This window comes from Actinosynnema mirum DSM 43827, assembly GCF_000023245.1.
Classification (GTDB): Bacteria; Actinomycetota; Actinomycetes; order Mycobacteriales; family Pseudonocardiaceae; genus Actinosynnema; species Actinosynnema mirum.
Window position 1 is genome coordinate 4,742,735 of record NC_013093.1, and the last position, 23,256, is coordinate 4,765,990.

A 23,256-nucleotide genomic window follows, 5' to 3' on the forward strand; every position below is an offset into this window, starting at 1 on the left:
CCGGCCGGTGCCCGTGTTGGTGCACCCTGCATCGTTGCCGACGGCTACCGGTGTTCCCACCGGAAACCGCTTCGGGCAACCTTGCGATCACCTTGCGATCCGCTGCGGTACCGGTGTCGCGGGGGCACGCTGGCACGCGGTCGAGGAGGTGCTGTGCCGAAGTTGTCGCTGCGCAGGAGGGTCGCGGTGCTGCTCGGATCGGGTTCGCTGCTGATCACGAGCACGCTGTCGTTCGCCACCTGGAGCCTCACGTCGGAGTACCTGCTGCGCCAGCGCGAGCAGTCGGCGACCCGGCAGGCGGAGGTGAACGTGAAGCTGGTGGAGGCCGCGCTGGTGACCGGGTCCGCGGGGTTGGAGGAGCTGCTGACCGGGCTCACCACCGGTCCGGACTCGACGGTGCTGGTGCACCGGGGCGACCGGGTGCTGGCCAGCGGCAGGCAGGTGCGGCCGGAGTCGGTGCCGGGTGAGCTGGTCGACCTGGGCAAGCGGGGCACGCCCGCCACGCAGCGGCTGCGCGTCGAGGGGGTGCCGGTGCTGGCCGTGGTGCTGCCGCTGGGCGCGCCCGACGGGGTGTACGTGGAGCTGGCGCCGCTGGTGCAGCTCGATAGGACGTTCCGGTTCCTGAGCGCGCTGCTGGTCGCGGGCGCGCTGGCGGGCGGGGCGCTGGGGACCGCGCTGGGCTTCTGGGCGAGCGGGAAGGCCCTGAGGCCGCTGTCGGAGCTGACCAGGGCGGCGTCGCGGGTGGCGCGGGGGGACCTGGCGGCGCGGGTGCCGGAGCAGAGCGACCCGGACCTGGACCAGCTGGCCACCTCGTTCAACTCCACCGCGGACGCACTGGAGCGGCGGGTGCTGCGCGACGCGCGGTTCGCCGGCGACGTCAGCCACGAGCTGCGCTCCCCGCTGACCACCATGGTCAACGCGGCGGCGGTGCTGCGACGCCGGGGCGCCGAGCTGGACGGCACGGCGGGCAAGGCGCTGGCCCTGCTCACGTCCGAGGTGGACCGCTTCGCCCGGATGGTCGTGGACCTGCTGGAGATCTCCCGCTCCGCCGAGCACGAGCTGACCGACCCGGACCCGATCGACGTGGCAGAACTCCTCCGCAACGTCCTGACCGCCCGCCGCTCGACCGTGCCGCTGGACGCGGTCGACGAGGCCGTGCTGGTCCTGGGCGACCACCGGATGCTCGACCGGGTGGTGAGCAACCTGCTGGACAACGCCGAGCGCCACGCGGGCGGGGCGGTCCGGGTGGGCCTGCTGCGGCGGGGCGACCGGGCGCGCATCGAGGTGGACGACGCGGGCGCGGGCGTGCCGGAGCAGCTGCGGGAGCGGATCTTCGAGCGCTTCGACCGGGGCGCGCGGGCGGGCAGCCGGGGCGGTGCGGGCGGGAGCGGGCTGGGGCTGGCGCTCGTGGCGCAGCACGTGCGGCGGCATGGTGGAGTGGTGCGCGTCGAGGAACGCCCCGGCGGCGGGGCGCGGTTCGCCGTGGAGATCCCGGAGGCAGGCGCGTGAGACGTGGAGGGACGAGGTCGGGCGGGGCTCGGGCTGGTGGTGCGCGCTCCGGAGACGGGCGGGCCTGGGGTGGGCGGCGTGGGGGCGAGCGGCAGGGCGGTGAGCTGCGCGGCAGTGAGCGGCGCGGCGGTGAGCAGCACGACGGCCAACAGCCCGTTGATCAGCAGCGCGCTGGTCAGTGGCACGGCGGTGAGCAACGCGATGGCGAGCAGCACGGTGGCGGAGTGCGTGGCGGCGGGCGGCGTGGCGGCGTGGCGCGCGACGACGTGTGCCGCACTGGCACACCGACCGGCATCGATCCCGGCGACCAGCGCCGCGACGACGAGCAGCCGGGCGGCAAGTGGTGCGATGGCCAGCGGCGCGGCGGTGAGCAGCATGGCGGCCAAGGGCCCAGTGGTCAGCAGCGCGGCAGTCAGCAGCGCGGTGGCCTGCGACCCGGCAGCGAACGGCGCGGGGGTCAGCGACGTGGCGGCAAGTGGCGCGATGGCGAGCGCAGGGATGGCGAGCAGCGGGGTGGCGAGCAGCGGGGTGGCGGCGCGGTCGTGGGCGGACGGCATGGGCGGAGTGGGCGTGGGCAGGTGGGGATGGGCGAGGTTCGGCTCGGCGGTGTGCTCGGCCTGGTGCTGCTGCTGTGCTCGGCCTGCGGGGTGACGGTGCAGAACAAGCCGCAACCGCTGGTCACCTCTCCCCCGACCACGCCGACCACCACCCAGGTGACCACGGTCCCGACGATAGGGGAGGTCACCGACACGGTGCCCGCGCCAACCACCGAGGAGCCGCCGACCACCACCACCACGACGTCCACGAGCGACTCGGCGACCGCAGGCGAGGCCACCACGCCCACCGGCACGACTCCACCCACGAACTGACCCCAGCCCGACGCCGCCCCGCCCAGCACACCGCCACTTTCCCACCGGGCCACCCGCCTAGCGCGCTGCGCCCCACCTACCGAGGCGCCCCCGCCCACCGCAGTACCTCGCCCACCGCGCCGCCCCACCTCCTAGGGCGCGCCGCCCCACCTTCTGGGCCGCGCCGCCCCGTCTACCGGGGCACCCCGCCAGTGGTCAGAGCCCATGGCAGGGGGACAGAGCCCACGGCGGGTTCAGCACAATCAGTGATGGGGTCAGCAGAATCCGCGGTGGGGTCGCCCGCAACGGGGTCTCGGTCTGCGTTCGGGGCGGGGTCTCAGTCCGTGTTCGGGGTGGTCGTCAGTTCTGCGGCGTAGCCGCGCAGGGCGCGCTGGTAGCGCTGGAGGTCGGGGCTGGGGACGCGGTCCACCGCCAGGGCGAGCAGGAGCGCCACGGCCTCGGGGGCGCGGCCTGCGCTGGTCAGGGCCAGTGCGAGGAACGCGCGGACCGAGTCGTGGCCGGGGAACTCGCGGTCGGCGCGCTCCAGCGCGGCGATGGCCTCGTCGTGCCTGCCCAGGTTGCGCAGGGTGCTGCCGTACTGGATCAGGCCCTGTCGCAGCCGGTCGCCGTCCAGGCCCGCCGCGAAGGCGCGCTCGTACGCCGGGGCCGCCTCGGCCTCGTGACCGGCGTAGTCGAGCGAGCCCGCGTACTCGAACAGCGCCACCACGTCGTCCGGGTGCTCGGCCAGCAGCGCCCGGAAGTGCTCGACGGTGGGCTCCGGGTCGTCCGGGTCCGCGTTCGCCCAGCCCCGCTCCACGGCCTCGTCCACGGTGGTCATGCCCAGCGCCTCCTCGGTGATCGTCCGCGCGCCCCGGTGGCGCACGGATGATCAACGCATACACCGCCGCGCCCGTCCAGGCGATTTGGCGACACCGGGCAGCGTGGCGGGCTTGGCGGCACCGCGTCTTGCGGGTCTCAGCGGCGGCCCCTCTCTCCGCCCAGCTTCTCGTAGGCGGGGACCGCGCCTGCCCGGACCTCCGCCCACGCCCTGGCGAACAGGTCCGCCACCGGCTCGGCGGGGAGCACCGGGCCCTCCGGGTGGACCGGCAGCGGGTACAGGCGTTCCTTCCAGGTCTCCACCGGCAGGGCGGGCGCGGGCAGGTCGCGCCAGCCGCCCGGCAGGAACAGGGTTCGGCCCGACCTGGCGCGCTTCGCGGTCAGCACCAGGTCGGTCCCGGCCAGCTCGGCCCTCGCCTTGCGCAGGCGCGTGGGCTTCCAACCGGTCCAGCGGGCCGCGTTGGCGTCGGTCGGGTCGGGCAGGGCGAGCAGCTGGAGGTACAGGGTCGCCGCGTCGGGTGAGAGGGACAGCGCCCGCGCCACCTCCGCCACCAGGTGCGGGACCGAGTTGTTCGGGTCCTGGGCGTGCGCCGACGGGTCCTGGGCGCCCGCGGTCGGGGCGCACAGGGCCGCCAGGCCGTCCGAGCGCAGCAGGTCCAGGTCGTTCAGGACCGCCTCGCCGTCGAGCGCCTTCGCCAGCGCCACCAGCAGGTCCCGGTCCGCCTGCCCGACCAGGCCCGGCCGGACCGCGACCGTGCAGTAGTCGTCCTCCGCGGCCACCTCCACGAAACCCCGGTGCACCAGCACCTTGCCCGATTCGAGGGCGGGCACGCCGAGCAGCTTCCTGACCTTCCGCACCTCCTCCCAGGCGCCCAGCTCCACCAGGAACGCGGGCGAGCTCGCCCGCGCCCTGGCCAGTTCGAGCGCGCGGGACAGCTCCACGCGCAGCGGCGAACCGCCGGGCAGGTGGTAGCCGAGCCAGGCCAGCAACCGGGGCAGGACGTCCAGGTGGTCCGAGTCAAACCCGGCCTCGTCGCCCTGCTCCAGCTCGATCCCGCTGAAGCGCTGGCCGCCGTCGGTGGTCAGCCAGGACGCGCGGTCCGGGTTGGCCAGGCCGACGAGCAGGGCGGCGATGTCGTCGCGGCTGAACGCCTTGTGCGCCGCGATCAGCAGGTCCTCCGGCACCGGGGTGCGGCGGCCGTGCGCGGTGTTCCACTCCTCGGCCACCGCGTCCACGTCCGGGCCCTCGGTCCACAGGCGCAGCGGGTCGGCGGGCACGGCGGCGTTGAGGAGCTGGCCCCGCTCGTCGTCCTCCAGCGGGCCCAGGGTGGCCTTGGCGACGAGCGCGGCGTCGCGGGACAGGCCCAGCTCCTTGCGCAGCGCGGTGCCCAGGTAGTTGCCGCCCCACGCGCCCACGCCCGGCATCCCGGCCAGCAGCACGGTCGCCTCGGGGCCGCTGAGGCCGGTGCGCTCCACCAGCCGGTCGACCGCCTCCGGCCGCCACGGCGCGGGACCGCGCTCGGCCAGCGCGTCCAGGAACGCCAGCACGGCGTCCCGGTCGATGCCGGGGTCGAGCGGCCAGTGCTCGCTGAGCCGCCAGCCCTCAGGCAGCGCGAACCCGTCGCGGCCGAACTGCAGGCCCTCGAAGCTGCGGCCGGGCACGTCCAGCCAGCTCTCCTCGAACAGGGCGACGAACCCGTCGCCGGTCGGCGCCACCCGGTTCTCCGGGTCGGGGCCGCGCTCGGGCAGCACCAGCTCCACCGACCGCCACCGGCCGGAGCCGTCCGCGATCGGGCTGGACGCCAGCACCCGCAGCAGCTCGGCCAGCGCGGCGCGCTGCCCCGGCGGGGTGAACGGCGAGGCGGCCCGGTGCACGAGGGAGCGCAGGTGCGGGATCACCCTGACCCAGTCCGGTGAGGACACCTCGGGCAGCGGTCCGGGCACCGGGTCGACCGAGGCCGCGACCAGCGCCGCGATCAGGTCGGGGAGCGCGGACGGCGGCCCGGACACGTCGTCGTCGGTGTGGGAGGCGAACCAGTTGACCGACGTGTTGATGCCGGTGTCGGTGAGCGCGGCGGACTCGGGCGCGGTGGGGCGCGCGGTCTCGTCGATCAGCCTGGCCGCCTCGGCGACCCGCGCGAACGCCCGGAAGCCCTTCTGGAGGCGCGCGGCCCTGCGGACCTCGGCGACCACGGCGATGAGCAGCTCGGGGTGCGTCAGCGCGGGCAGCCGCGCGGCGACCACGCGGGCCAGCGCCGTGAACCGCCCGGCGGTCGGGTCACCGGGAGCGGCGATCGGGCCACCGGTCGCGGGGTCCGAAGGGGACGTTCCGCCCGGCTGCCCCGGCTGCGCACCCGCACCGGTACCGGCGGCCGAAGACGAATGGGCGTCCGACTCCCCTGCGCTCAACTCCCCTGCGCCCGACTCCCCTGCGCCGGAGTCCTCAGCGCCCGCGCCATCCCCGCTCGTGCGCAGCAGCGCCACCTCCGCCGCGATGACGGCGGGCAGCGTGCTCTCGGCCGTCGCCAGCGCGGCGGTGATCAGCTCGCGCGCGTCCTCCTCGGTGACCGCCCGCAGCGCGGCGGAACCGGCCTCGTCGCGGGGCCGCAGCGCGTGCCACCACGCGACCGGCGGCACCAGCGGGGTGCCCGAGGCGCCCTGGGGGCGGCGCTCGCCCACGTCGAAGCTCGCCAGCAGCGCGCCCGAGGTGTCGCGCAGCTCGATCGTCTCGTACTCGGCGCGCACCACCAGCCGCGCGCCACCGGGCAGGTCCAGCAGCCCCGAGGGAGCACCGGCCTCGCGCGGCTGCCGCACCACGCGTCCGTCCACGCCCTCGCCCGACCAGGACCCGTCCGGTTCGGCGCGCACCCGCCAGCCGTGCAGCCCACCGGACGCGCCGAGCGGGCTCGCCGCCGTCCCAGGGGCGACCGGGCGCAGGTGGCAGTCGTCCAGCTCGCGCTTCGCGCCGAACTCCTCCAGGAAGGTCGGCAGGCTCGACCGCCCCAGGTCGCCGGTGGCCGGGTCGACCTCGCGCCAGCCCGCGTCGGTGTCGACCCACAGGGTGACGCCGTCGCCGTGCACCGGGCGTGGGAAGGGCGCGTGGGTGTCGCCGGGACTGACCGCGCGACCGCCGGTGCAGCGGGCCCCTCCGGGCAGGGCGAGGGACGGGACGGCCGCGCGGTCGCGGTACGGGTCGACCCCGCTGAGCGGGTCGAACAGCACCGTCGGCGCGTCGCTCCAGTACGCCAGCTCCTCGCCGTAGTTGGCGTGCCAGCGCACCAGCAGGCGGCCGTCGAACCACCAGGCGGTCGGCGCGTAGTCCCAGTCGTGCCTGCGCTCCAGCGGCACGCGGGAGCGGTGCTCGGCCAGCAGCCCGTCCGGCCCGGCCACGGCGAACTCCTCGCCCGCGCGCAGCACCAGCGCGGGCCAGCCCTCGCCCGCGATCTCGGCCTCCGCGCCGAGCAGCCCGGCCGCGCGGTCCAGCGCGGGCCAGCCCAGCTCGTCCAGCAGTCCGGTGCGCAGCACCGAGGCGAGCAGGGTGGCGACGTCGGCGTCCGCGATGGTCTCGGCGGCCTCGGGGAGCACGGCGAACGCCTCGGGCACGCGCAGCGGCCCCAGCTCGGCCAGGTGCCGCTCCAGGTCGGGCAGACCGGTGGCGCCGAGCGCGGTGACGCGCGCGGCCAGCCACGCCGACAGCGCGGAGCGCAGCCCCGGCACGGCCATCGCCGCGCGCACCGCCGCCGGGTTGGCCAGGCCCGAGGAGCCCGCGTTGGACAGGTGCTGGACCAGCCCGGCGCCCAGGTGGGCCAGGGTGCGGTCGGAGGTGGCGAGGGCGACCAGGTCGCGGCGGCCGGGCAGCTCGTCGGCGAGCCAGGAGTCGACGGAGAAGTTGCGCCGCTCCCCCGTCTCCTCGGTCAGCTCGAACGGGACGTCCAGGGCGAGCAGCAGGTCGAGCAGGTCGAGCTCGCCCTGCCGCCAGGTGTGCGGGAAGCGGACCGGGACGGCGTCGGCGGTCAGCCGGGGCGCGAGGCGGGCGACCAGGTCCAGCAGGCGCTCGGAGCGCGGGGTGTCGCCGCCCCAGGAGAGGTCGCGCAGCTGGACCGCCGACGTCAGCCAGGCCGCCGCGCCGACCGTCCCGGTGCCGTCGACCAGGTGCGCGGTCGCCCCGCACGCCTCCAGCAGGTCGAGCCAGTCGTCCAGGTCGTCGCGGTCGTCCGGGAGGAGCTCCAGCAGCCGGGGCGCGAGCGCCGGGTCCTTCGTGGACAGCCGCAGCAGGGCCGGGCGGTAGCGCTTCCAGAACTTTCCGCCCGCGCGGGAGACGCCGCGCAGGCCGAGCAGACGGGCGAGCAGCCGCTCGTCCTCGGCGTCCGGGTCGAGCCCGGCGGCGGTGGCGAGCCTGCGCAGGTCGTCCGGCATGGAGTTGTGCGGGGCCAGGCCGCCCGCGCAGCGCCGCACGCACAGGTGGAGCACCAGCTCGTAGGCCTCGACCGGGTCGAGCCTGCCCTGCAGCGACTTGGTGAACGAGGTCAGCGCCTTCACGGTGAGCGCGCCCGCGAACGCGAACTCCAGGAACACCTCGCGCAGCCGCTCGACGTCCAGCGGGAGGTCGTGCACCTCCTCGGCCTGCCGCGCCCTGCCGAACATGGCGCCCGCGTAGCTGGTGCTGCCGTGCGCCAGGAACGCGCGCCCGGCCTGCTCGTACAGGGTGGGCAGGAAGTGCGGGGCGGACCGGGCGAGCCGCTCGCCGAGCGCGAGGAACCCGGTCTTGGCCGCCTCGGCGCGCGAGCGGGCCAGCGCGCCGAGCCGCTCGACGTCCTTGACCAGGTCGAGCGCGTGGTGCCCGTTGTCCGGGTCGTTGGCCAGCGCCCAGGCGGGGAAGCCGAGCGCGACGCGCTTGCCGGTGCCGACCTCGCGGACCCGGTCGGGCTCCCCGAAGCCGAGGTAGTCGCAGGTCAGGTCCTCGGCGCGGGCGAGGAGGGCGGGGACGAGCCGGACCACGGCGCGACCGGGGACGGCCGGGTGCGCGTAGCGCCTGGCCGTGATCGCGTCCTGCCCCGGCGCGGCGGGGCGCCGACCGGGGAGCACCGCGCCCGCGGCGATGAGCCCGGCGTCGGGATGTGCCTCGTCCACCCTCGTCCTCCTCGTTCCCTGGGGTTGGCGCCAAGGTAGCGAGGAGGTCCGACAAAAACCGGCGTTCCGCGACGCCGTGGGCGAGACCACCACGTCGCGGTTCACCCGGTCAGGTCACTGCGGACCGGTGACGGTGGCGTGCCGGACCGTCCACGCGCGAGCCTGCTCGGTGAGCGTGAGCCCCAGGCCCGGCCGGTCCGGGACCAGCATCCGGCCGTCGACGACCTCGGCGCGCTCGTGGAACAGCGGCTCCAGCCACTCGAAGTGCTCCACCCACGCGGTTCCGGGGTAGGCGGCGGCCAGGTGCAGGTGGACCTCCATCACGAAGTGCGGGGCCAGCGCGAGGTGGTGCTGGTCGGCGAGCGCGGCGACGCGCAGGAACGGGGTGACGCCGCCGATCCTGGGTGCGTCGGGCTGGAGGAAGTCGGTGGCGCCGCCGGTGATCAGCGCCCAGTGCTCGGCGACGGAGGTGAGCATCTCGCCGGTGGCGACCGGGGTGTCCAGCGCGGCGGCGAGGGCGGCGTGCCCTGCGGTGTCGTGCGCGTCGAGCGGCTCCTCGATCCAGGTGAGGTCGAACCGCTCCAGCTCGCGGCAGACCCGCGCGGCGCGGGCGCGGTCCCACTGCTGGTTGGCGTCGACCATGAGCGGGACGCCGTCGCCGAGGTGCTCGCGCACGGCCGCGACCCGCTCGAGGTCCTGCGCGGGGTCGGGGTGGCCGACCTTGACCTTGACGCCGCCGATGCCGCGCGAGCGCGCGAGGTCGACGTTGTCCAGCACCTGCTCCAGCGGCGCGGACAGGAACCCGCCGGAGGTGTTGTAGCAGGGCACGGCGTCGCGGTGGGCGCCGATGAGCTTGGCCAGCGGCAGGGTCGCGCGCTTGGCCTTGAGGTCCCACAGGGCGATGTCGAACGCGGCGATCGCCTGCCCGGCCAGCCCGCCCCGGCCGACCGACGCGCCCGCCCAGGACAGCTTGCGCCACAACCGGTCCACGTCGCTGGGGTCCTCGCCGATCAGCTCGGGGGCGATCTCGGCGGCGTGCGCGTACAGAGCGGGGCCTCCCGCGCGCTTGGAGTACGCCAGGCCCAACCCGGTCAGCCCGGACTCGGCGGTGATCTCGGCGAACAGGAGCGCCACCGACGTGAGCGGCTTCTGCCTGCCGGTCAGGACCTTCGCGTCGCTGACCGGGACGGGCAGCGGCAGGTTCACCAGCGACAGGGCGACGGAGGTGACGGCGTCGCCGGGAGGGTGAGGCATGGGTGCTCCTCGGTGCTCGCGGACGGCGGCGGCCCCTCCAGTGTGCCCGCGCGGGCGGTGCGCGGGCGGCGGGGCTTCGGGGTCGGGATGACCGTCGCGGGCCCGGTGTCGCCGGGGGCGCGCGGCCGGTGGTCGGGGCCGCGTCGCCGGTGGAGTTCGCCCGCGCGGGCTGGGACGAGTGCGCCGCCGCGCTCCAGGCGCTGGTCGACGTGCTGTCCCGGCCCGACGACGGCGCGGACCCGTGCCAGGGCGCCGGCGAGGGCTGGATCGCCGAGGAGGCGCTGGCGACCGGGTTGCAGTGCGCGGTCCGGCACGCGGACGACCCGGTGGCCGCGCTCGTGCGGGCCGCGCGCACCAGCGGCGGCTCGGACTCGATCGCCGCGCTGGCGGGCGCGTTCGCGGGCGCGGCGCACGGCATGTCCGGGTGGCCGCAGGACTGGGTGGACCGCATCGAGTACGCCGACCAGCTCGCCGCGCTCACCGGGTTCCCGATCCGCTAGGAACCGCCGCTCCACATTTCCGCACCGGGCCCAGGGCATTCGGAGCAGTCCCGCGCGCCTTCTTTCGCACCGAACGGCGTCACCCCTGCGGGGGACCCCACGATTTTTCCGACGGGTGCGAAAACCCGCGTGACGTAGGCCGAACGTGGCCGCACTAATCGGTGCTGTCCACCCCGGTGAACCACGCGCGCCACCCCCGGTGGATTCACGCCCGGAACGGTCATACCTCCAGGTAATTGCCCCCTTCCCGCGCCGCGTCGATGATTCCCCCGCTGGTTCCCGCACTTCTCGAGCACTGCTCCCGGAAGGGTCCGCCCATGCCCGTCGCCAGGTCCTCGTTCGGACCTCCCCCGCTTTTCCGCCCCGGTTCCGGGAAGCGCAGACCGGTCCGCAGGACAGCGGTTCTCGCGTTAGCCCTGTGGGCCGCGACGACGACCGCCGTCAGCGCAGCGCCGCCCGCCTCCGCGCAGGTCGACCCCGCCGACGTCGAGGTGGTGCTCGGCCCCGGCCAGAGCGCCCAGGTCGCGAAGAAGGTCACCACCCCGGCCGTGCCGCCGAAGCCGGACCTGGTGCTGCTCGCCGACACCACCGGCAGCATGGGCGCGGCGATCGCGAGCGTGCGCGCGAACGCCGACGCGGTCACCGGGCAGGTCCTGTCCGCGCAGCCCGCCGCGCAGTTCGCGGTGGCCGAGTACCGGGACACCGGGGACGCGTTCGCGTTCCGCGTCGACCAGGCGCTGACCGCCGACCGGGACGCGGTGCGCGCGGGCATCGGCCGGTGGAGCGCGTCCGGCGGCGGCGACACCCCCGAGTCCGCGATCAACGCGCTCCACCAGATCGGGCAGGGCGCGACGGGCTTCCGGCCGGACAGCACGCGCATCGTCGCGTGGTTCGGCGACGCGCCCTCGCACGACCCGGTGCTCGGCCGGTCCCTGTCGGACGCGATCGGCGCGCTGCGCTCGGCGGGCGTGCGGGTGGTCGCGGTCAACGTGGCGGGCGCGGGCAGCGGGCTGGACGCGGGCGGGCAGGCCAGCCGGATCACGCGGGAGACCGGGGGCGTGCTGCTCAACCAGGTGCCGCCGGACCAGGTGGCGAGGGCGATCCTGGACGGCGTGCGCGAGGTGCCGGTGACCGTGACGCCGAGGACGACCTCGTGCGACGCGCGGCTGTCGGTGCGCAACGAGCCGTCGTCGCGGACGGTGACCAGCGGGGCCAAGGCCGAGTTCGCCGAGACCGTCGAGGTGAAGCCGGGCACGCCCGCGGGCACCTACCACTGCACGGTGGACTACCAGGTGGACGGTCGCTCGCTCGGGTTCGTGGAGCGCACCAAGGTGCACGTGCCGGGCGTGCGGGTGGGCGACGCGACCGCGTCCGAGGGCGACGGGCAGGCGGTGTTCACCGTGTCGCTGGACCGGCCGAGCCCGAAGCCGGTGACGCTGCGGGCGTCCACCTCGGACGGTTCGGCGGTCGCGCCCGGCGACTACGCGGCGACCTCGCAGGTGCTGACGTTCGCGCCCGGTGAGACGACGAAGGCGGTCGCGGTGCCGCTGGTGTCCGACACCGTGGACGAGCTGGACGAGACGTTCGCGCTGCGGCTGGGCGAGGTCGCGGGCGCGGCGGTGTCCGACGGCGAGGGCGTGGGCACGATCCTGGACGACGACCGCGACGGCGTGTTCACCTGCCGGGCGAGCGTGGCGAACGTGGCCGGGATCGAGCCGGTGGTGGCGAACCCGCCGAACGCGCCGTGCGCCGAGGCCGACCAGACCACGCTGCAGGCGAACCTGGGCTCGGGGCTGCTGAACGCGCGCCTCAAGGCCCTGTCGGCGCGCACGGACCAGACGCCGGACGACCCGTCGGCGAGCCGGGCGGCCGAGGGCGACTCGGTGGTGTCACGGGCGCTGGTGGAGACGACGACGCTGAGCACGCTCGGGGTGAGCGTGGAGCTGGGCGTGATCCGGTCGGAGGCGTCGGTGACCTGCGTGGCGGGCGGGCACGGGCTGGAGCCGAGGTTCTCCGGCGGGTCGACGATCGACTCGCTGAAGGTCAACGGGGTCCCGGTGACTGTGGTGGGCTCGCAGCCGGTGACGATCCCGCTGGTGGTCGGCTCGCTGCGGCTCAACAGCACCGAGCGCACGGCGGACGGGCTGGTGCAGCGGGCGGTGGTGCTGGACGCGCTGCTGGTCAAGGTCGTGGTGGGCGAGGCGAGGGTGGGCTACCGGGGCACCGACGCGCACCCCGGCGGCAACCCCTGCCAGGGCTAGCCGGGTGGACACCCCGGCCGCGCCGCACCTCGCGGCGCGGCCGGGGGTCTCGCGTGGCGCGCTAGCGCGCCGAGGTCAACCGCCAGCCCCTGGCGCGGTCGCGCTCGCGCCAGAACGCCGCGTACCGGCCGTTCGCGGCCAGCAGCTCCGCGTGCGTGCCGCGCTCGGCGACGCCGCAGCCGTCCAGCACGACGATCTGGTCGGCGGCCACGACCGTGGGCAGCCGGTGGGCGATCACCAGGACGGTGGAGCGCTCCAGCAGGGTCCGCATCGCGGCCTGGACGTAGCGCTCGTTCTCCGCGTCGAGCGCGGCGGTCGCCTCGTCCAGCAGCACGACCGGCGCGTCCTTGACGATCGCGCGGGCGATGGACACCCGCTGCCGCTCGCCGCCGGACAGCGCGGCCCCGCCCTCGCCGACGCGGGTGGCCCAGCCGTGCGGCAGCCGCTCCACGATCTCGGCGACCCCGGCCAGCCGACCGGCCTCGCGCACCTGCTCGTCGGTGGCGTCCGGGCGGCCCGCGCGGACGTTGGCCTCCAGGGTGTCGTCGAACAGGTAGACGTCCTGGAACACCACGGCGATCTGGGCCATCAGGTCCTCGGTGCGCTGCTGCCGCACGTCCGCGCCGCCGACGCGCACGGTCCCGGCACGGGCGTCCCAGAAGCGGGCGATGAGCCGGGTGACGGTGGTCTTGCCTGAGCCGGAGGCGCCGACGAGCGCGGTCATCGTCCTGGGCGGCACGCGCAGCGACACGTCGCGCAGCACGGGGTCGCCGCCGTAGCCGAAGGTGACGCCGGACAGCTCCACCTCGCCGGGCCTGGGCAGCTCGGCCGTGGTCTCGGGCTCGGGCAGCGGCTCCTGCTCCAGCACCTCGGCGATGCGCCGGACGTCGTTGTGCGCCATGCGGACCGCGCCGGACAGCGCCGACAGCTCGGCCAGCGGACCGGTGAAGCGGGCGGCCAGCGCGAGGACCGCGACCAGCGCCACCGGGTCGACGTCGCCGCCCAGCGCGAGCAGGACGCCGACCAGCAGCAGCACGGTGAACGCGAACTGGGTGGCGAAGCCGCCCGCGAGGACGCCCGGCACGGACAGCCACATGGCGCGCCTGCCCGCGGAGTGCTGCCGGTCGATCGCCTCGTCCAGCGGGCGGTGGCCGCGCGCGGTGCGGCCGAGCGCGCGCAGCGTGCGCTGGTGCCGGGCGAACTCCACGACCCGGTTCGCGGCCTCGACGGCGGCGGCGTCGGACAGCTCGTCGCCCTTGCCGACCAGGCGGGCGGACCAGCCGAACACGACCAGCAGCAGCGGCGCGCACACCAGCATCGCCACGCCGAGCCGCCAGTCGAGCAGCAGCGCGGCGACCGCGATCGTGGCGGGCGTGGCCAGTCCGACCACGAGCGGGGTGAGCAGGTGCGCGAACAGGCCGCCGACCTGGACGGTGCCGTCGGTGACCACGCGGGAGAGCCTGCCGACGCGCTCGGCGGAGAACCAGCCGACCGGCAGGGCGCCGACGTGGTCGCCGACCCTGCGGTGCGTGCTGGTGAGCACGGTGAGGGCGACCTCGAAGCCCTTCATCGCCTGGGTGTGGCCTGCCGCGCAGGTCAGGGCGACCGCGACGGCCATGGCGGCGAGCCAGCGGAGCGCGCCCGCGGTGTCGTCGGAGAGCAAGGACTTCAGGAGCGGCACGGCGAGCGCGGTGGCGACGCCCTGCAGGACGCCGTAGACGACGGCCCACACCAGGTAGGCGCGCAGCGCGCCCCGGTGGCCGTGGCCGAGGATGGCCGCGAGGTCCCGCAGCATCGGGCGCAGGTTCACCGCTGCTCCCCTTCCTGCGCGGTCCACATCCGCGCGTACTTCCCGCCGAGGGCGAGCAGGTCGTCGTGCGCGCCGCGCTCGACGACGACGCCCCCGTCGAGGACGGCGATCTGGTCGGCGCCCGCGATGGTGCGCAGGCGGTGCGCGATGACCAGCAGGGTGCGTCCGCGCGCCAGTTCCGAGAGGGCGTCCTGCACGGCGGCCTCGGACTCGGGGTCGGCGAACGCGGTGGCCTCGTCCAGGACGAGCACGGGCGTGTCGGCGAGCAGGGCGCGGGCGATGGCGACGCGCTGGGCCTCGCCGCCGGAGAGGAGCGCGTCGACGGCGCCGTAGCCCTCGGGGAGCTGGAGCACGCGGTCGTGGATCTGGGCGGCCCGTGCGGCGGCGACCACCTCGTCGTCGGTCGCGTCGGGGCGGCCGAGGCGGATGTTGTCGGCGACGGTGCCGTGCACCAGCGCCACGTCCTGGAGCACGAACCCGACGGACCGGTAGAGCTCCTCGGGGTCGACCTCGCGCACGTCCACGCCGCCGACGCGCACCGCGCCGCCGGTCACGTCGTGGAACCGGGGCAGCAGGGTGGCCAGGGTGGACTTGCCCGCGCCGGACGGGCCGACGAGCGCGGTGACCGTGCCGGGGGCCAGGTCGAGGTCGACGCCGCGCAGCACCTCGCTGCCGGGTCCGTAGCCGAACCGGACGTCGTCGAACTCGACCGCGCCGCCCGCCGGCACGCGGGGTTCGGCGGCGACGGGCAGCTCGGGGGTGTCCAGCAGGGCGCGCAGGCGCAGCGCGGCGGCGGCTGCCGTGCGGCGGTCCTGCGCGCCGAAGCCGAGGGCGACCGCGGTCGTGGGGATGACCAGGGCGATGAGGAACCCGGTCAGGGCGTCGACCGGGGTGACCCGGCCCTGGGCGGTGAACCAGACGGCGCCGAGCAGGTTGAGCAGGCCGACGACGGGCGCGGAGATCAGCATCGAGCTGAGGGCCTCCACGCGCAGCATGGGGCGGACCCAGTCGGCGTAGAAGTTCCCGAACTCCTCGGCGGCCTCGCGGTAGGCGTCGTGGGCGCGGCGGGCGCGGCCGAAGGTCTTGACGACGCCGATGCCGGTGACGAACTCGACCACGGCGGAGCTGATGCGCGCGGTGGCGGCGTCGAGCCGGGCGGCCTTCTCCCGGTAGCCGCGCATCATCCAGGCGTAGGCCAGCGCGTACAGCGGCAGGGTGCCCAGCGCGAGCAGCGCGAGCCGCCAGTCCAGCCAGAGCAGGTAGGCCAGGCCGCCCAGTGGCAGGACGGTGGCGGCGGTGGTCTCCACGGCGTGGTGGGCGATCAGGTGGTGCAGCGCGGCGATGTCGTTCTGGGCCGCCTTGCGCACGGAGCCGGAGCTGTGCTCGCCGAACCAGCCGAGCGGGACCCGGCCGAGCCTGCGCACGATGCGGCGGCGCAGGTGCGCCTGGAGGTCGACGTCGGCGAAGTGCGTGATGGTCAGGGCCGCGCCCAGGAGCAGGCCCCTGGCGAGCAGTCCCGCCGCGACGGCGACCACGGCGGGGCGGTCCAGCGGGCCGTCGGCGAGGAGCAGGTCGCCGAGCGCGGCCAGTCCGGCGAAGGGCACGAGGGCGGCCAGCGCGCCGACGGCGGCGAGGGCGACGGCGAGGCGGGTGCGGCCCGCGACGGGGCGGCGCAGCTCGCTCAGCGCGGCGGCGGCCAGGCGGGGGTCGTCGGGTTCGTCCTGGGGCGGCGGCGGAGGGTCGGGCCGTTCCCCGGTCGGCGTGCGCTCCGCTGCTGGTGCCGTCATGCCCCACCTTCCCACCTTGCCCACTGAAGTTAGGCAAGGCTAACTACACACTTGGCGGGATTTCAATGCTCAGGGAAGTGGTGCGCAACTCAGCGCGTTTAACGCCGTTAAACAGGGGAAACGGGGTCAGCGGCGACGGCGGCGCAGCGTGGTGAGCCGGGCCTGGGCACCGTCCAGCGAGCGGGCGAGGCAGTACCGGAAGTGCTCGGCGTCGTAGGCCCGCAGCGTGTTCGGGTCGGAACCCCGCGCCCGCAACCAGTCCCCCGCCAGCGCCAGCCCGCCCTCGCCGTCCGCGCTCCCGATGACCGCCTCCGCCTGCCGCACCCGGCGTCCGGGGTCGGCGTTGCGGTCGTCCTCCACGGAGACGAGCGCGAGCGCCGAGTCGACCAGGTACCGGCAGATCCCGACCGCCTCGTCCCCGAACCCGGCCGCGACGAGCACCTCGATCCCGGCCCCCACCGCCGAGGCGGACTCGGGGGCCACCGGCCCGACCGCGAGCGCCCGGCGCGCCACGCCGGGGTGGTGCAGCGCGACCCGCCGCAGGTCGGTCAGCAGGGCGGTGAACCACTCCCGCCACGGCAACCCCCGGTCGGGCACCGGGACCGAGGCGAGCACCCGCCCGACGACGGCCGCGACCACCCGGTCCCGGTCGCCGACGTGGTGGTAGACCACGGGCGCGCCCACGCCCAGCTCGGCCGCGAGCTGCCGCACCGTCCAGCCGTCCACACCGGACCGCACGGTCAACCGCGCCGCCGCGTCCACGACGGCGGACGCCGTGACGGGCGGCAGGCCGGAGGCGGCGCGGGAGCGGGGCGCGGACACGCCCAGACCCTAACCGCCGCCCACCGCGCCGTCAGGAGTCCGCTCGCAGCGCCGCGACCGGGCTGACCCGGACCGCGCGCCGCGCCCCGACCCACCCGGCGAGCGCGGTCAGCGCGACCACCCCGACCACCGCGCCCGCCAGCGGCGGCGCCGGGACGACCAGGGGCACGCCCAGGTCCAGCGCCAGGAGCCCGAGGAGCGCGCACGGCACCCCCACCGCGAGCCCGAGCACCGCGCCGAGCACCCCGTGGATCCCGGCCTCGACGACGACCACCGACCGCACCCCACCCGGTCCCATGCCCAGCGCCCGCAGCACGCCGATCTCGCGGGTGCGCTCGACCACGCCCAGCCCCGTGGTGGCGCCGACCCCGACCACGGCGACCAGCACGGTCAACCCGATCAGGCCCAGCCCGACGAGCGCCAGCAGGTCGACCACCTCCCGCAGGTCCCCCTGGTCGCGCCGCGTCGCGGTGACCTCGCCCCCGTCGCCGACCGCCGCCCGCACGGCCCGCTCCACCACGACGGGGTCTCCCGAGACCAGCACGGTGATCTCACCACCGGGCGCCTGTCCGCGCGGCACGACGATCCCGACGCCCGCCGGGTCGGTCCCGGTCAGCGTCGCCGCCACCACCCAGGTCACCTCGCGCCCGTCGACGGCGCCGCGCACGGCGTCCCCGGCCGTGACGCCGAGCGACCGAGCGGTCCGCCCACCCACGACGATCCGCCCGGCGCGCAGGTCGGCGAGGCTCCCGCTGTCTGCGACGGCGTTGTCCCGCAACGCCTCCAGCGCCCCGAGGTCGAGGTCGGCGAACTGGTGGTGGCGGTTGCCCGCGGTCAGCTCGCCGGTGCGGTAGTCGGTCGACTCGACCACCTCGGGCAGCCCGGCCACCCGGCGCGCGGTCTCCTCGGACGCCCCGGTCACCCGCAGGTCGGCGGGCGCGCTCAACCCCAGCTCGCGCTCGGCGTACCCGGCGAGCCCGGCCCGGCCGACCAGCGCGCTGCTGACCAGCGCCACCCCGAGCGCCACCACCAGCGACACGGCGGCGGCCCGGCGCGACGCGCCACCGACCCCGCTCACGGCCAGCCGCCCCACCGGCCCGAGCCGCCGCGCCACGGGGCCCACGGCGGCCAGCACCGGGCGCACCACGAGCGGTCCGAGCAGCAGCAGGGCCAGGAACAGCAGCACCGCCACCGCCGCGACCGCGACCAGCCCGGCGTCCCGGTCGTACCCGGTGCTCCCCGGTCCGGGCAGCTCGCGCGCCAGCAGCACGACCACCCCGGCCGCGAGCGCGGCGAGGAGCACCCCGGCGGCCAGCCGCAGCGGTCCGAGAGCACGCTCGGCGGGCACGACGTCGGCCCCGCGCAGCGCTTGCAGCGGTGACACGCGGGAGGCGGAGACCGCCGGCCCCAGCACCGAGAGCACGGTCACGGCCACCGCGCCCACGACCACGCCGAGCACCCAGGCCACCGGCGTCTCCGGCGTCGGCAGGTCGCTCACCAGCGGCAGCAACCGCACCAGCCCCACGGCCGTCGCGACGCCCGCTCCCCCGGCGACCAGGCCGACGACCACGCCTTCGACGACCAGCGCCCGCACCAGCTGCCCCCGGTGCGCGCCGACGACCCGCAGCAGCGCCAACTGCTTGAGCCGCTGCGAGAACACCACGCGGAACGCGGAGGCGGCCACCAGCGCGGCGGCCACCACCGAGATGCCCACGAACAGCGCGATGCCCGCGAACAGGTCGTCCACGTCACCGGTCGCGGCGCGGGCCTCGGCCAGCCGCACCGCGTCCCCGGTCTCGACGCGCACCGGTTCCCCGTCCGCCCCCGTCACGGCGGCGAGTTCCGCCATGAGCGCGCCGGGATCGGCCCCGTCCGCGAGCCGCACGTCGAGCCGCGAACACCACCCGTCCTCGGCGGGCAGGTCCACCAGCGACGTGATGACTTCGGTGGGCGCGTACGCGGCCTCCAGCTTCTCCCCGACCACGCGGACCACCCCGGTGACCAGCACCTCGGCGTCGCGCTGCCCGCCCTCGCCGACCGGGAGCACGAGGGTCGTCCGGTCCCCCGGTTTGAGGCCGTAGCCCGCCGCGGCGACCTCGTTGACCGCGATCTCGTCGGCCGCACCGGGATAGCGCCCGTCCACGACCCGCGCCAGCGACAGCGGACCGTCCCCCGGATCGGCTTCGAGCCCGAGGTACCGGTCGGCCGCGTCGGCGAGCACCGCCCCCGCGCTCACCCTCGGCTGGACCTCGGCGACTCCGGGCGTGGCCCGCACCCGGTCGACCCCGGCTCCGGTGAGCGGCCCGCCGTCGACCACCAGGTCGACGGCGGCGGGCGTGCCGCCGAGCCCGTCCAGCACGGCCCGCTCGGCGACGACCTGCCCCAGCGCCGCGCCGCAGGCGAAGAACGCCGCGACCAGCACCGGCAACCCGGTGAGCACCAGCCGGAGGGGAGCGCGGACGATCCCGGCGAGCTGGGTGCGCAGCACGCCGACGTCGACCCGCCTGCTCACCGCGCCACCCCGCCGTCCCGACGCCGTGCCGGGGCGTTGTCCTGGTCCCGCACCACTTTCCCGTCCGCGAGCGCGACGACCCGGTCCGCGTACGAGGCCGCCACGGGGTCGTGCGTCACCATCACCACGGTCTGCCCCAGCTCCCGCACCGACTCGCGCAGGAACGCCAGCACCTCACCTCCGGAGCGCGAGTCCAGGTTGCCGGTCGGCTCGTCCGCGAACACCACGTCGGGCCGCCCGATCAGCGCCCGCGCCAGCGCCACCCGCTGCTGCTGCCCACCGGACAGCTCACCCGGCCGGTGCCCCAGCCGGTCGCCGAGACCGAGCACGCCCACCAGGTGCTCGAACAGCTCCCGGTCGACGTCCCGCCCGGCCAGGTCGAGCGGCAGCGTGATGTTCCGCTCCGCGCTCAGCTGGGGCAGCAGGTTGAACGCCTGGAACACGAACCCGACCCGGTCGCGCCGGACGCGGGTGAGCGCCCGCTCGGTGAGCCCGCTCAGCTCCTGCCCGCCCAGGAGCACCCGGCCGGACGTCGCGACGTCCACCCCGGCGAGGCAGTGCAGCAGCGTGGACTTGCCCGACCCGGACGCGCCCGTGACGGCCGTGAACCGCCCGGCCCCGAAGGAGACCGTGACCCCGTCCAGCGCCCGGACCTCGGCTCCGCCCTGCCGGTGCACCTTGACCAGGTCGACGGCCGCCAACCGCCACCCGTCCAGCTCCTCCCGCGCGGCGGCGTTCCCGCGCGTCACCCCGCCCCTCACCTCGGGGCCGGAAAGGGCAGGTCGACCCGAGCGTCCTCGCAGTGCTCGCGGGCGGCGGCCATGGACTCGGCGATGGCGGCCCGGTCCGGCCGGTCGGGGTTCCCGGTGGCCACCGCGGCGGCCCAGCCCTCGTACACCGCGATCCGGTACCCGAGGTAGCCGTCCTTCATCCCCGCGCGCAGCTCCCTGCTCCGCCGCTGCCACCGCTCGGCCTCGGCGGGGTCAGCCCCCAGCGCCTTGCCCTCCTCGACGATCCGCGCAGCGGTCCGGCAGTCCTCCGCGGAAGCCTGGCTGACCCGCTTGTAGTCGTTCCACCAGCGAATTCCGAAAAAAGCCCCTGCGGCGACGAGCGCGACGACAACACCGAGCACGATGAATACCTTGGCGTCGACCCGACGCGCTCCGATGACGGGCACAGCGATTCCCTCCCGAGCTTCCCGAAACGAATTCCTGCGAACGGGAAGAATTCTTCGGGAATCCGGGGAGGACCACATCGCATCCGGGCTTGATCTTCACCGGCGCGCCTGCGACCGGGGTCGTACGACCGGGGTGGCAGACCCGCGCCGCGCACCAGGGGGTCCCACGCACCCCGAGTGCCGTGCCCCCGAGAGCCAAGCCCCCCAGAGTGCAGCTCACTCCCCCGGCCGCACCAGCCCCAGCTCGTAGGCCAGCACCACGGCCTGGACCCGGTCGCGCAGCCCGAGCTTGGTCAGCACCCGCCCCAGGTGCGTCTTCACGGTCGCCTCGGCCACGTGCATCCGCTCCGCCAGCTCCACGTTGGACAGCCCGCGCGCCACCAGCACCAGCACCTCCCGCTCGCGCTCGGTCAACACGTCGAGCCGGTCGTCCGCGGGCGCCGGGGCGGTGTCGAGCCGCCCGGCGAACCGGTCGAGCAGCCGCCGCGTCACCCGAGGCGCGACCACCGCGTCACCGGCCGCGATGACCCTGATCGCGTTCAGCGTGTCCTCCGGGGGCGAGTTCTTCAGCAGGAACCCGCTGGCCCCGGCCCGCAGCGCCGCGAACGCGTCCTCGTCGGTGTCGAACGTGGTCAGCACCAGCACCTTCGGCGAATCGGGCAGGGCGGACAGCCTGCGGGTCGCCTCCACCCCGTCCAGCACCGGCATCCGGATGTCCATGATCACCACGTCGGCCCGGACCGCGCTCAGCACCTCCAGCGCCCGCGCCCCGTCCTCGGCCTCGCCGACGACCTCGATGTCCTCCTGCGCCCCGAGCACCATGCCCAGACCGGCCCGGATCAACGGCTGGTCGTCCACGATGACCACCCGCACCGGTCGTCCGACAACCGACATCCCCCGCGCCTCCCCACGTCCCACCAGCACTGTCCCACGCGCACCCGTGGCGCACGCGGCTCCCTCACACCACGGGGCCAGCCCCCAAGGCCGCCCCACCGCCCACCCCGCGCCCGAACGCGCTCAGCCGGCCGCCCCGTCCCGCAGCGGGATCTCGACCCGGACCCGCCACCCGCTCCCCACCCTGGGCCCGGCGCTGAACCGCCCCCGGTGCACCGAGACCCGCTCCCGCACGCCGACCAGCCCGTTGCCCCCACTGCCGGACGCTCCGGGGCTCAACCTGCCCGCGCCGTCGTCGACGACCTCCAGCAGCGCCGCCCCGCCCTCCACCTTCAGCACCACCTCGGCCCGCGCACCGGCCCCGGCGTGCCGCAGCACGTTGGTGATCCCCTCCTGCGCGACGCGGACCAGCGTCAACTCGTCAGCGGGAGCGAGCTGCCCGACGTCCCCCTCCACCCGCAGTTCGACCTCGATCCCGGCCGAACGGGCGCGGTCGACCATCTGCCCCAGGTCCGCCACACCGACCTTGCGCAACCCGTCCCCACCGGACTCCCCTCCCCCGGCGACCCCGCGCAGCACGTCCACGATCCGGTGCATGTCCTGCAACGCGTCCCGCCCGGTGTCCCCGATGACCCGCAACGCCTCCCGCGCCTTCTCCCGATCACCGTCGAGGGCGTACCGGGCCCCGTCAGCCTGCATGACCATCACCGCGAGGCTGTGCGCGACCACGTCGTGCAGCTCGCGGGCGATCTCCCCGCGCTCACGGGCGTTCGCCAGCTGCGTCAGGTGGTCCCGCTCCCGCTCAGCCGCGGCGGCCCGCTCCTGGAGCACCACGACGTGCGCCTGCCGGTTGCGCAGCACGTACGCAGTCATCCACAGCGCCACCACCGCCCCGGCGACCCCGAGCGCCTCCTCGCCCTCGGCGAAGACGAGCAGCGCCCCCACGACCACCACCACCCCGGCGACAACCGCCTGCCACACCCGCTCGGCGTGCGCGACGACCGTCACCATGGCCACCGGCACCGCGACGTCGTACCCGGCCACGTCCGACGCCGCGTGCTCCCCGAGGAGCGACAGCAGGTACTGCGCCAGCGCCAGCGCGGACACCACCGCCATCACCACCACGGGCCCACGCCTGCGGTAGTAGAGCGCGACGGCCATGGCGGAACCGAGGGCCCAGTCGAAACCGGTGCCGCCCGGAAACGCCGAGTAGAGGACCACGAGAACGATGGCCACGTCATAAGCGGTGCGCCAACGCGGAGAGGTCGCCATGCGCCGCATCGTACGCGCCGACGTCCCCACCCGAATCACTCTTCCCCTTTCTCGGTAATGCCCGATCAGAACCACGCGCGCAATTACCACCCCGCCTTTCCCGCCACCCGCCCGCACCCCGAACGTGATCCCGGTCTCGCCCCGCGCCGTATATGACACAACGTGTCACACTCTCCCTCCCAGACTCCTCACATCACCTGAACGTCGAGCGAGGAGCAGGACGACATGAGCGACAACAACGGCGTGGCACTTCAGACGGCACTGGCGCACTTCCAGGCCGTGCAGGGGCGCGACATGGACGCGGCGGCGGCGCTGACCTCCGAGGAGGTCGTCCTCAAGGCCCCCACCGGCGAGTCCACCGGCAAGGCCGGTCTGCAGGGCTTCTGGTCCCGGTTCCTGACGCACACCACCGAACTGCGACTGCTGGAGGCGTACGGCGACGACGAGGGCGCGCTGCTGCTCCAGGAGGCGACGACCACCCCTGACGTCGTCATGACCTTCGCCGAGCACCTGACCGTGACCGACGGCAAGATCACCGCGGCCACGTACGTCTTCGACCCGCGCGCCTTCATCGCGGCGCGCGCGGCCGAGGCGCAGGCCGCCGCGAAGGGCTGACCTCCGGGACCACCGGGGCGCGAACGAG

Annotated in this window: 17 protein-coding genes; 6 read left to right on the forward strand and 11 right to left on the reverse strand. The window is 75.6% G+C overall.

Annotated elements, in window-relative coordinates; all coding sequences use genetic code 11:
• The first annotated feature begins 153 nt into the window (after positions 1–153).
• From AMIR_RS20120 to AMIR_RS20130, 3 genes are read left to right on the forward strand one after another with little or no spacing between them, the layout of a single operon-like run.
• The gene (locus tag AMIR_RS20120; RefSeq protein ID WP_015802787.1) at positions 154–1,509 is read left to right on the forward strand and encodes a HAMP domain-containing sensor histidine kinase; all 1,356 of its coding nucleotides are present in this window, start codon (positions 154–156) and stop codon (positions 1,507–1,509) included.
• 3 nt (positions 1,510–1,512) lie between these two features.
• Positions 1,513–2,160, forward strand: coding sequence for a hypothetical protein (locus AMIR_RS20125; protein WP_143760812.1), 648 nt, complete (start codon positions 1,513–1,515; stop codon positions 2,158–2,160).
• Positions 2,118–2,378 carry a hypothetical protein gene (locus AMIR_RS20130; RefSeq protein WP_041836897.1) on the forward strand — a complete coding sequence of 87 codons (261 nt, stop codon included), beginning with the start codon at positions 2,118–2,120 and terminating at the stop codon, positions 2,376–2,378. Before AMIR_RS20125 ends, AMIR_RS20130 begins: the two co-directional genes overlap by 43 nt.
• Positions 2,379–2,694: 316 nt before the next feature.
• On the opposite strand, the gene AMIR_RS20135 is transcribed toward AMIR_RS20130, so the two are convergent.
• The 3 genes from AMIR_RS20135 to AMIR_RS20145 form a co-directional block, all read right to left on the reverse strand.
• Positions 2,695–3,240, reverse strand: coding sequence for a tetratricopeptide repeat protein (locus AMIR_RS20135; protein ID WP_222840687.1), 546 nt, complete (start codon positions 3,238–3,240; stop codon positions 2,695–2,697).
• A gap of 92 nt (positions 3,241–3,332) precedes the next feature.
• Positions 3,333–8,324, reverse strand: coding sequence for a hypothetical protein (locus AMIR_RS20140; protein WP_015802790.1), 4,992 nt, complete (start codon positions 8,322–8,324; stop codon positions 3,333–3,335).
• 114 nt (positions 8,325–8,438) lie between these two features.
• Positions 8,439–9,578 carry an L-talarate/galactarate dehydratase gene (locus AMIR_RS20145; protein WP_015802791.1) on the reverse strand — a complete coding sequence of 380 codons (1,140 nt, stop codon included), beginning with the start codon at positions 9,576–9,578 and terminating at the stop codon, positions 8,439–8,441.
• A gap of 128 nt (positions 9,579–9,706) precedes the next feature.
• Between AMIR_RS20145 and AMIR_RS20150 the strand changes: the two genes are divergently transcribed.
• Positions 9,707–10,078 (forward strand): ADP-ribosylglycohydrolase family protein, encoded by a 372-nt coding sequence (locus tag AMIR_RS20150; protein WP_049796902.1) that lies wholly within the window; start codon positions 9,707–9,709, stop codon positions 10,076–10,078.
• 317 nt (positions 10,079–10,395) lie between these two features.
• Positions 10,396–12,339 (forward strand): Calx-beta domain-containing protein, encoded by a 1,944-nt coding sequence (locus AMIR_RS20155; RefSeq protein ID WP_015802792.1) that lies wholly within the window; start codon positions 10,396–10,398, stop codon positions 12,337–12,339.
• Between the two features lie 61 nt (positions 12,340–12,400).
• On the opposite strand, the gene AMIR_RS20160 is transcribed toward AMIR_RS20155, so the two are convergent.
• The 8 genes from AMIR_RS20160 to AMIR_RS20195 all read right to left on the reverse strand — a co-directional run bounded on the left by AMIR_RS20160 (position 12,401) and on the right by AMIR_RS20195 (position 22,613).
• Positions 12,401–14,149, reverse strand: coding sequence for an ABC transporter ATP-binding protein (locus AMIR_RS20160; RefSeq protein WP_015802793.1), 1,749 nt, complete (start codon positions 14,147–14,149; stop codon positions 12,401–12,403).
• The gene (locus AMIR_RS20165) at positions 14,146–15,936 is read right to left on the reverse strand and encodes an ABC transporter ATP-binding protein (RefSeq protein ID WP_015802794.1); all 1,791 of its coding nucleotides are present in this window, start codon (positions 15,934–15,936) and stop codon (positions 14,146–14,148) included. Before AMIR_RS20165 ends, AMIR_RS20160 begins: the two co-directional genes overlap by 4 nt.
• Before the next feature lie 126 nt (positions 15,937–16,062).
• Positions 16,063–16,758 carry a TetR/AcrR family transcriptional regulator gene (locus tag AMIR_RS20170; protein WP_015802795.1) on the reverse strand — a complete coding sequence of 232 codons (696 nt, stop codon included), beginning with the start codon at positions 16,756–16,758 and terminating at the stop codon, positions 16,063–16,065.
• 31 nt (positions 16,759–16,789) lie between these two features.
• Complete coding sequence (locus AMIR_RS20175) at positions 16,790–19,270, reverse strand: ABC transporter permease (RefSeq protein WP_015802796.1); 2,481 nt, start codon at positions 19,268–19,270, stop codon at positions 16,790–16,792.
• Positions 19,267–20,019, reverse strand: a complete 753-nt coding sequence (locus AMIR_RS20180; protein WP_015802797.1) for an ABC transporter ATP-binding protein — start codon at positions 20,017–20,019, stop codon at positions 19,267–19,269. Before AMIR_RS20180 ends, AMIR_RS20175 begins: the two co-directional genes overlap by 4 nt.
• Positions 20,020–20,027: 8 nt before the next feature.
• Entirely contained in the window at positions 20,028–20,447 is a 420-nt protein-coding gene (locus AMIR_RS20185) for a hypothetical protein (RefSeq protein WP_015802798.1), read from the reverse strand.
• 216 nt (positions 20,448–20,663) lie between these two features.
• Positions 20,664–21,341: a response regulator gene (locus AMIR_RS20190; RefSeq protein WP_015802799.1), complete on the reverse strand. Its 678-nt coding sequence runs from the start codon at positions 21,339–21,341 to the stop codon at positions 20,664–20,666.
• A 123-nt stretch (positions 21,342–21,464) separates the two neighbouring features.
• Positions 21,465–22,613, reverse strand: coding sequence for a sensor histidine kinase (locus tag AMIR_RS20195; RefSeq protein WP_143760814.1), 1,149 nt, complete (start codon positions 22,611–22,613; stop codon positions 21,465–21,467).
• 225 nt (positions 22,614–22,838) lie between these two features.
• Between AMIR_RS20195 and AMIR_RS20200 the strand changes: the two genes are divergently transcribed.
• Positions 22,839–23,228, forward strand: a complete 390-nt coding sequence (locus AMIR_RS20200) for a nuclear transport factor 2 family protein (RefSeq protein ID WP_015802801.1) — start codon at positions 22,839–22,841, stop codon at positions 23,226–23,228.
• Positions 23,229–23,256 lie beyond the last annotated feature (28 nt).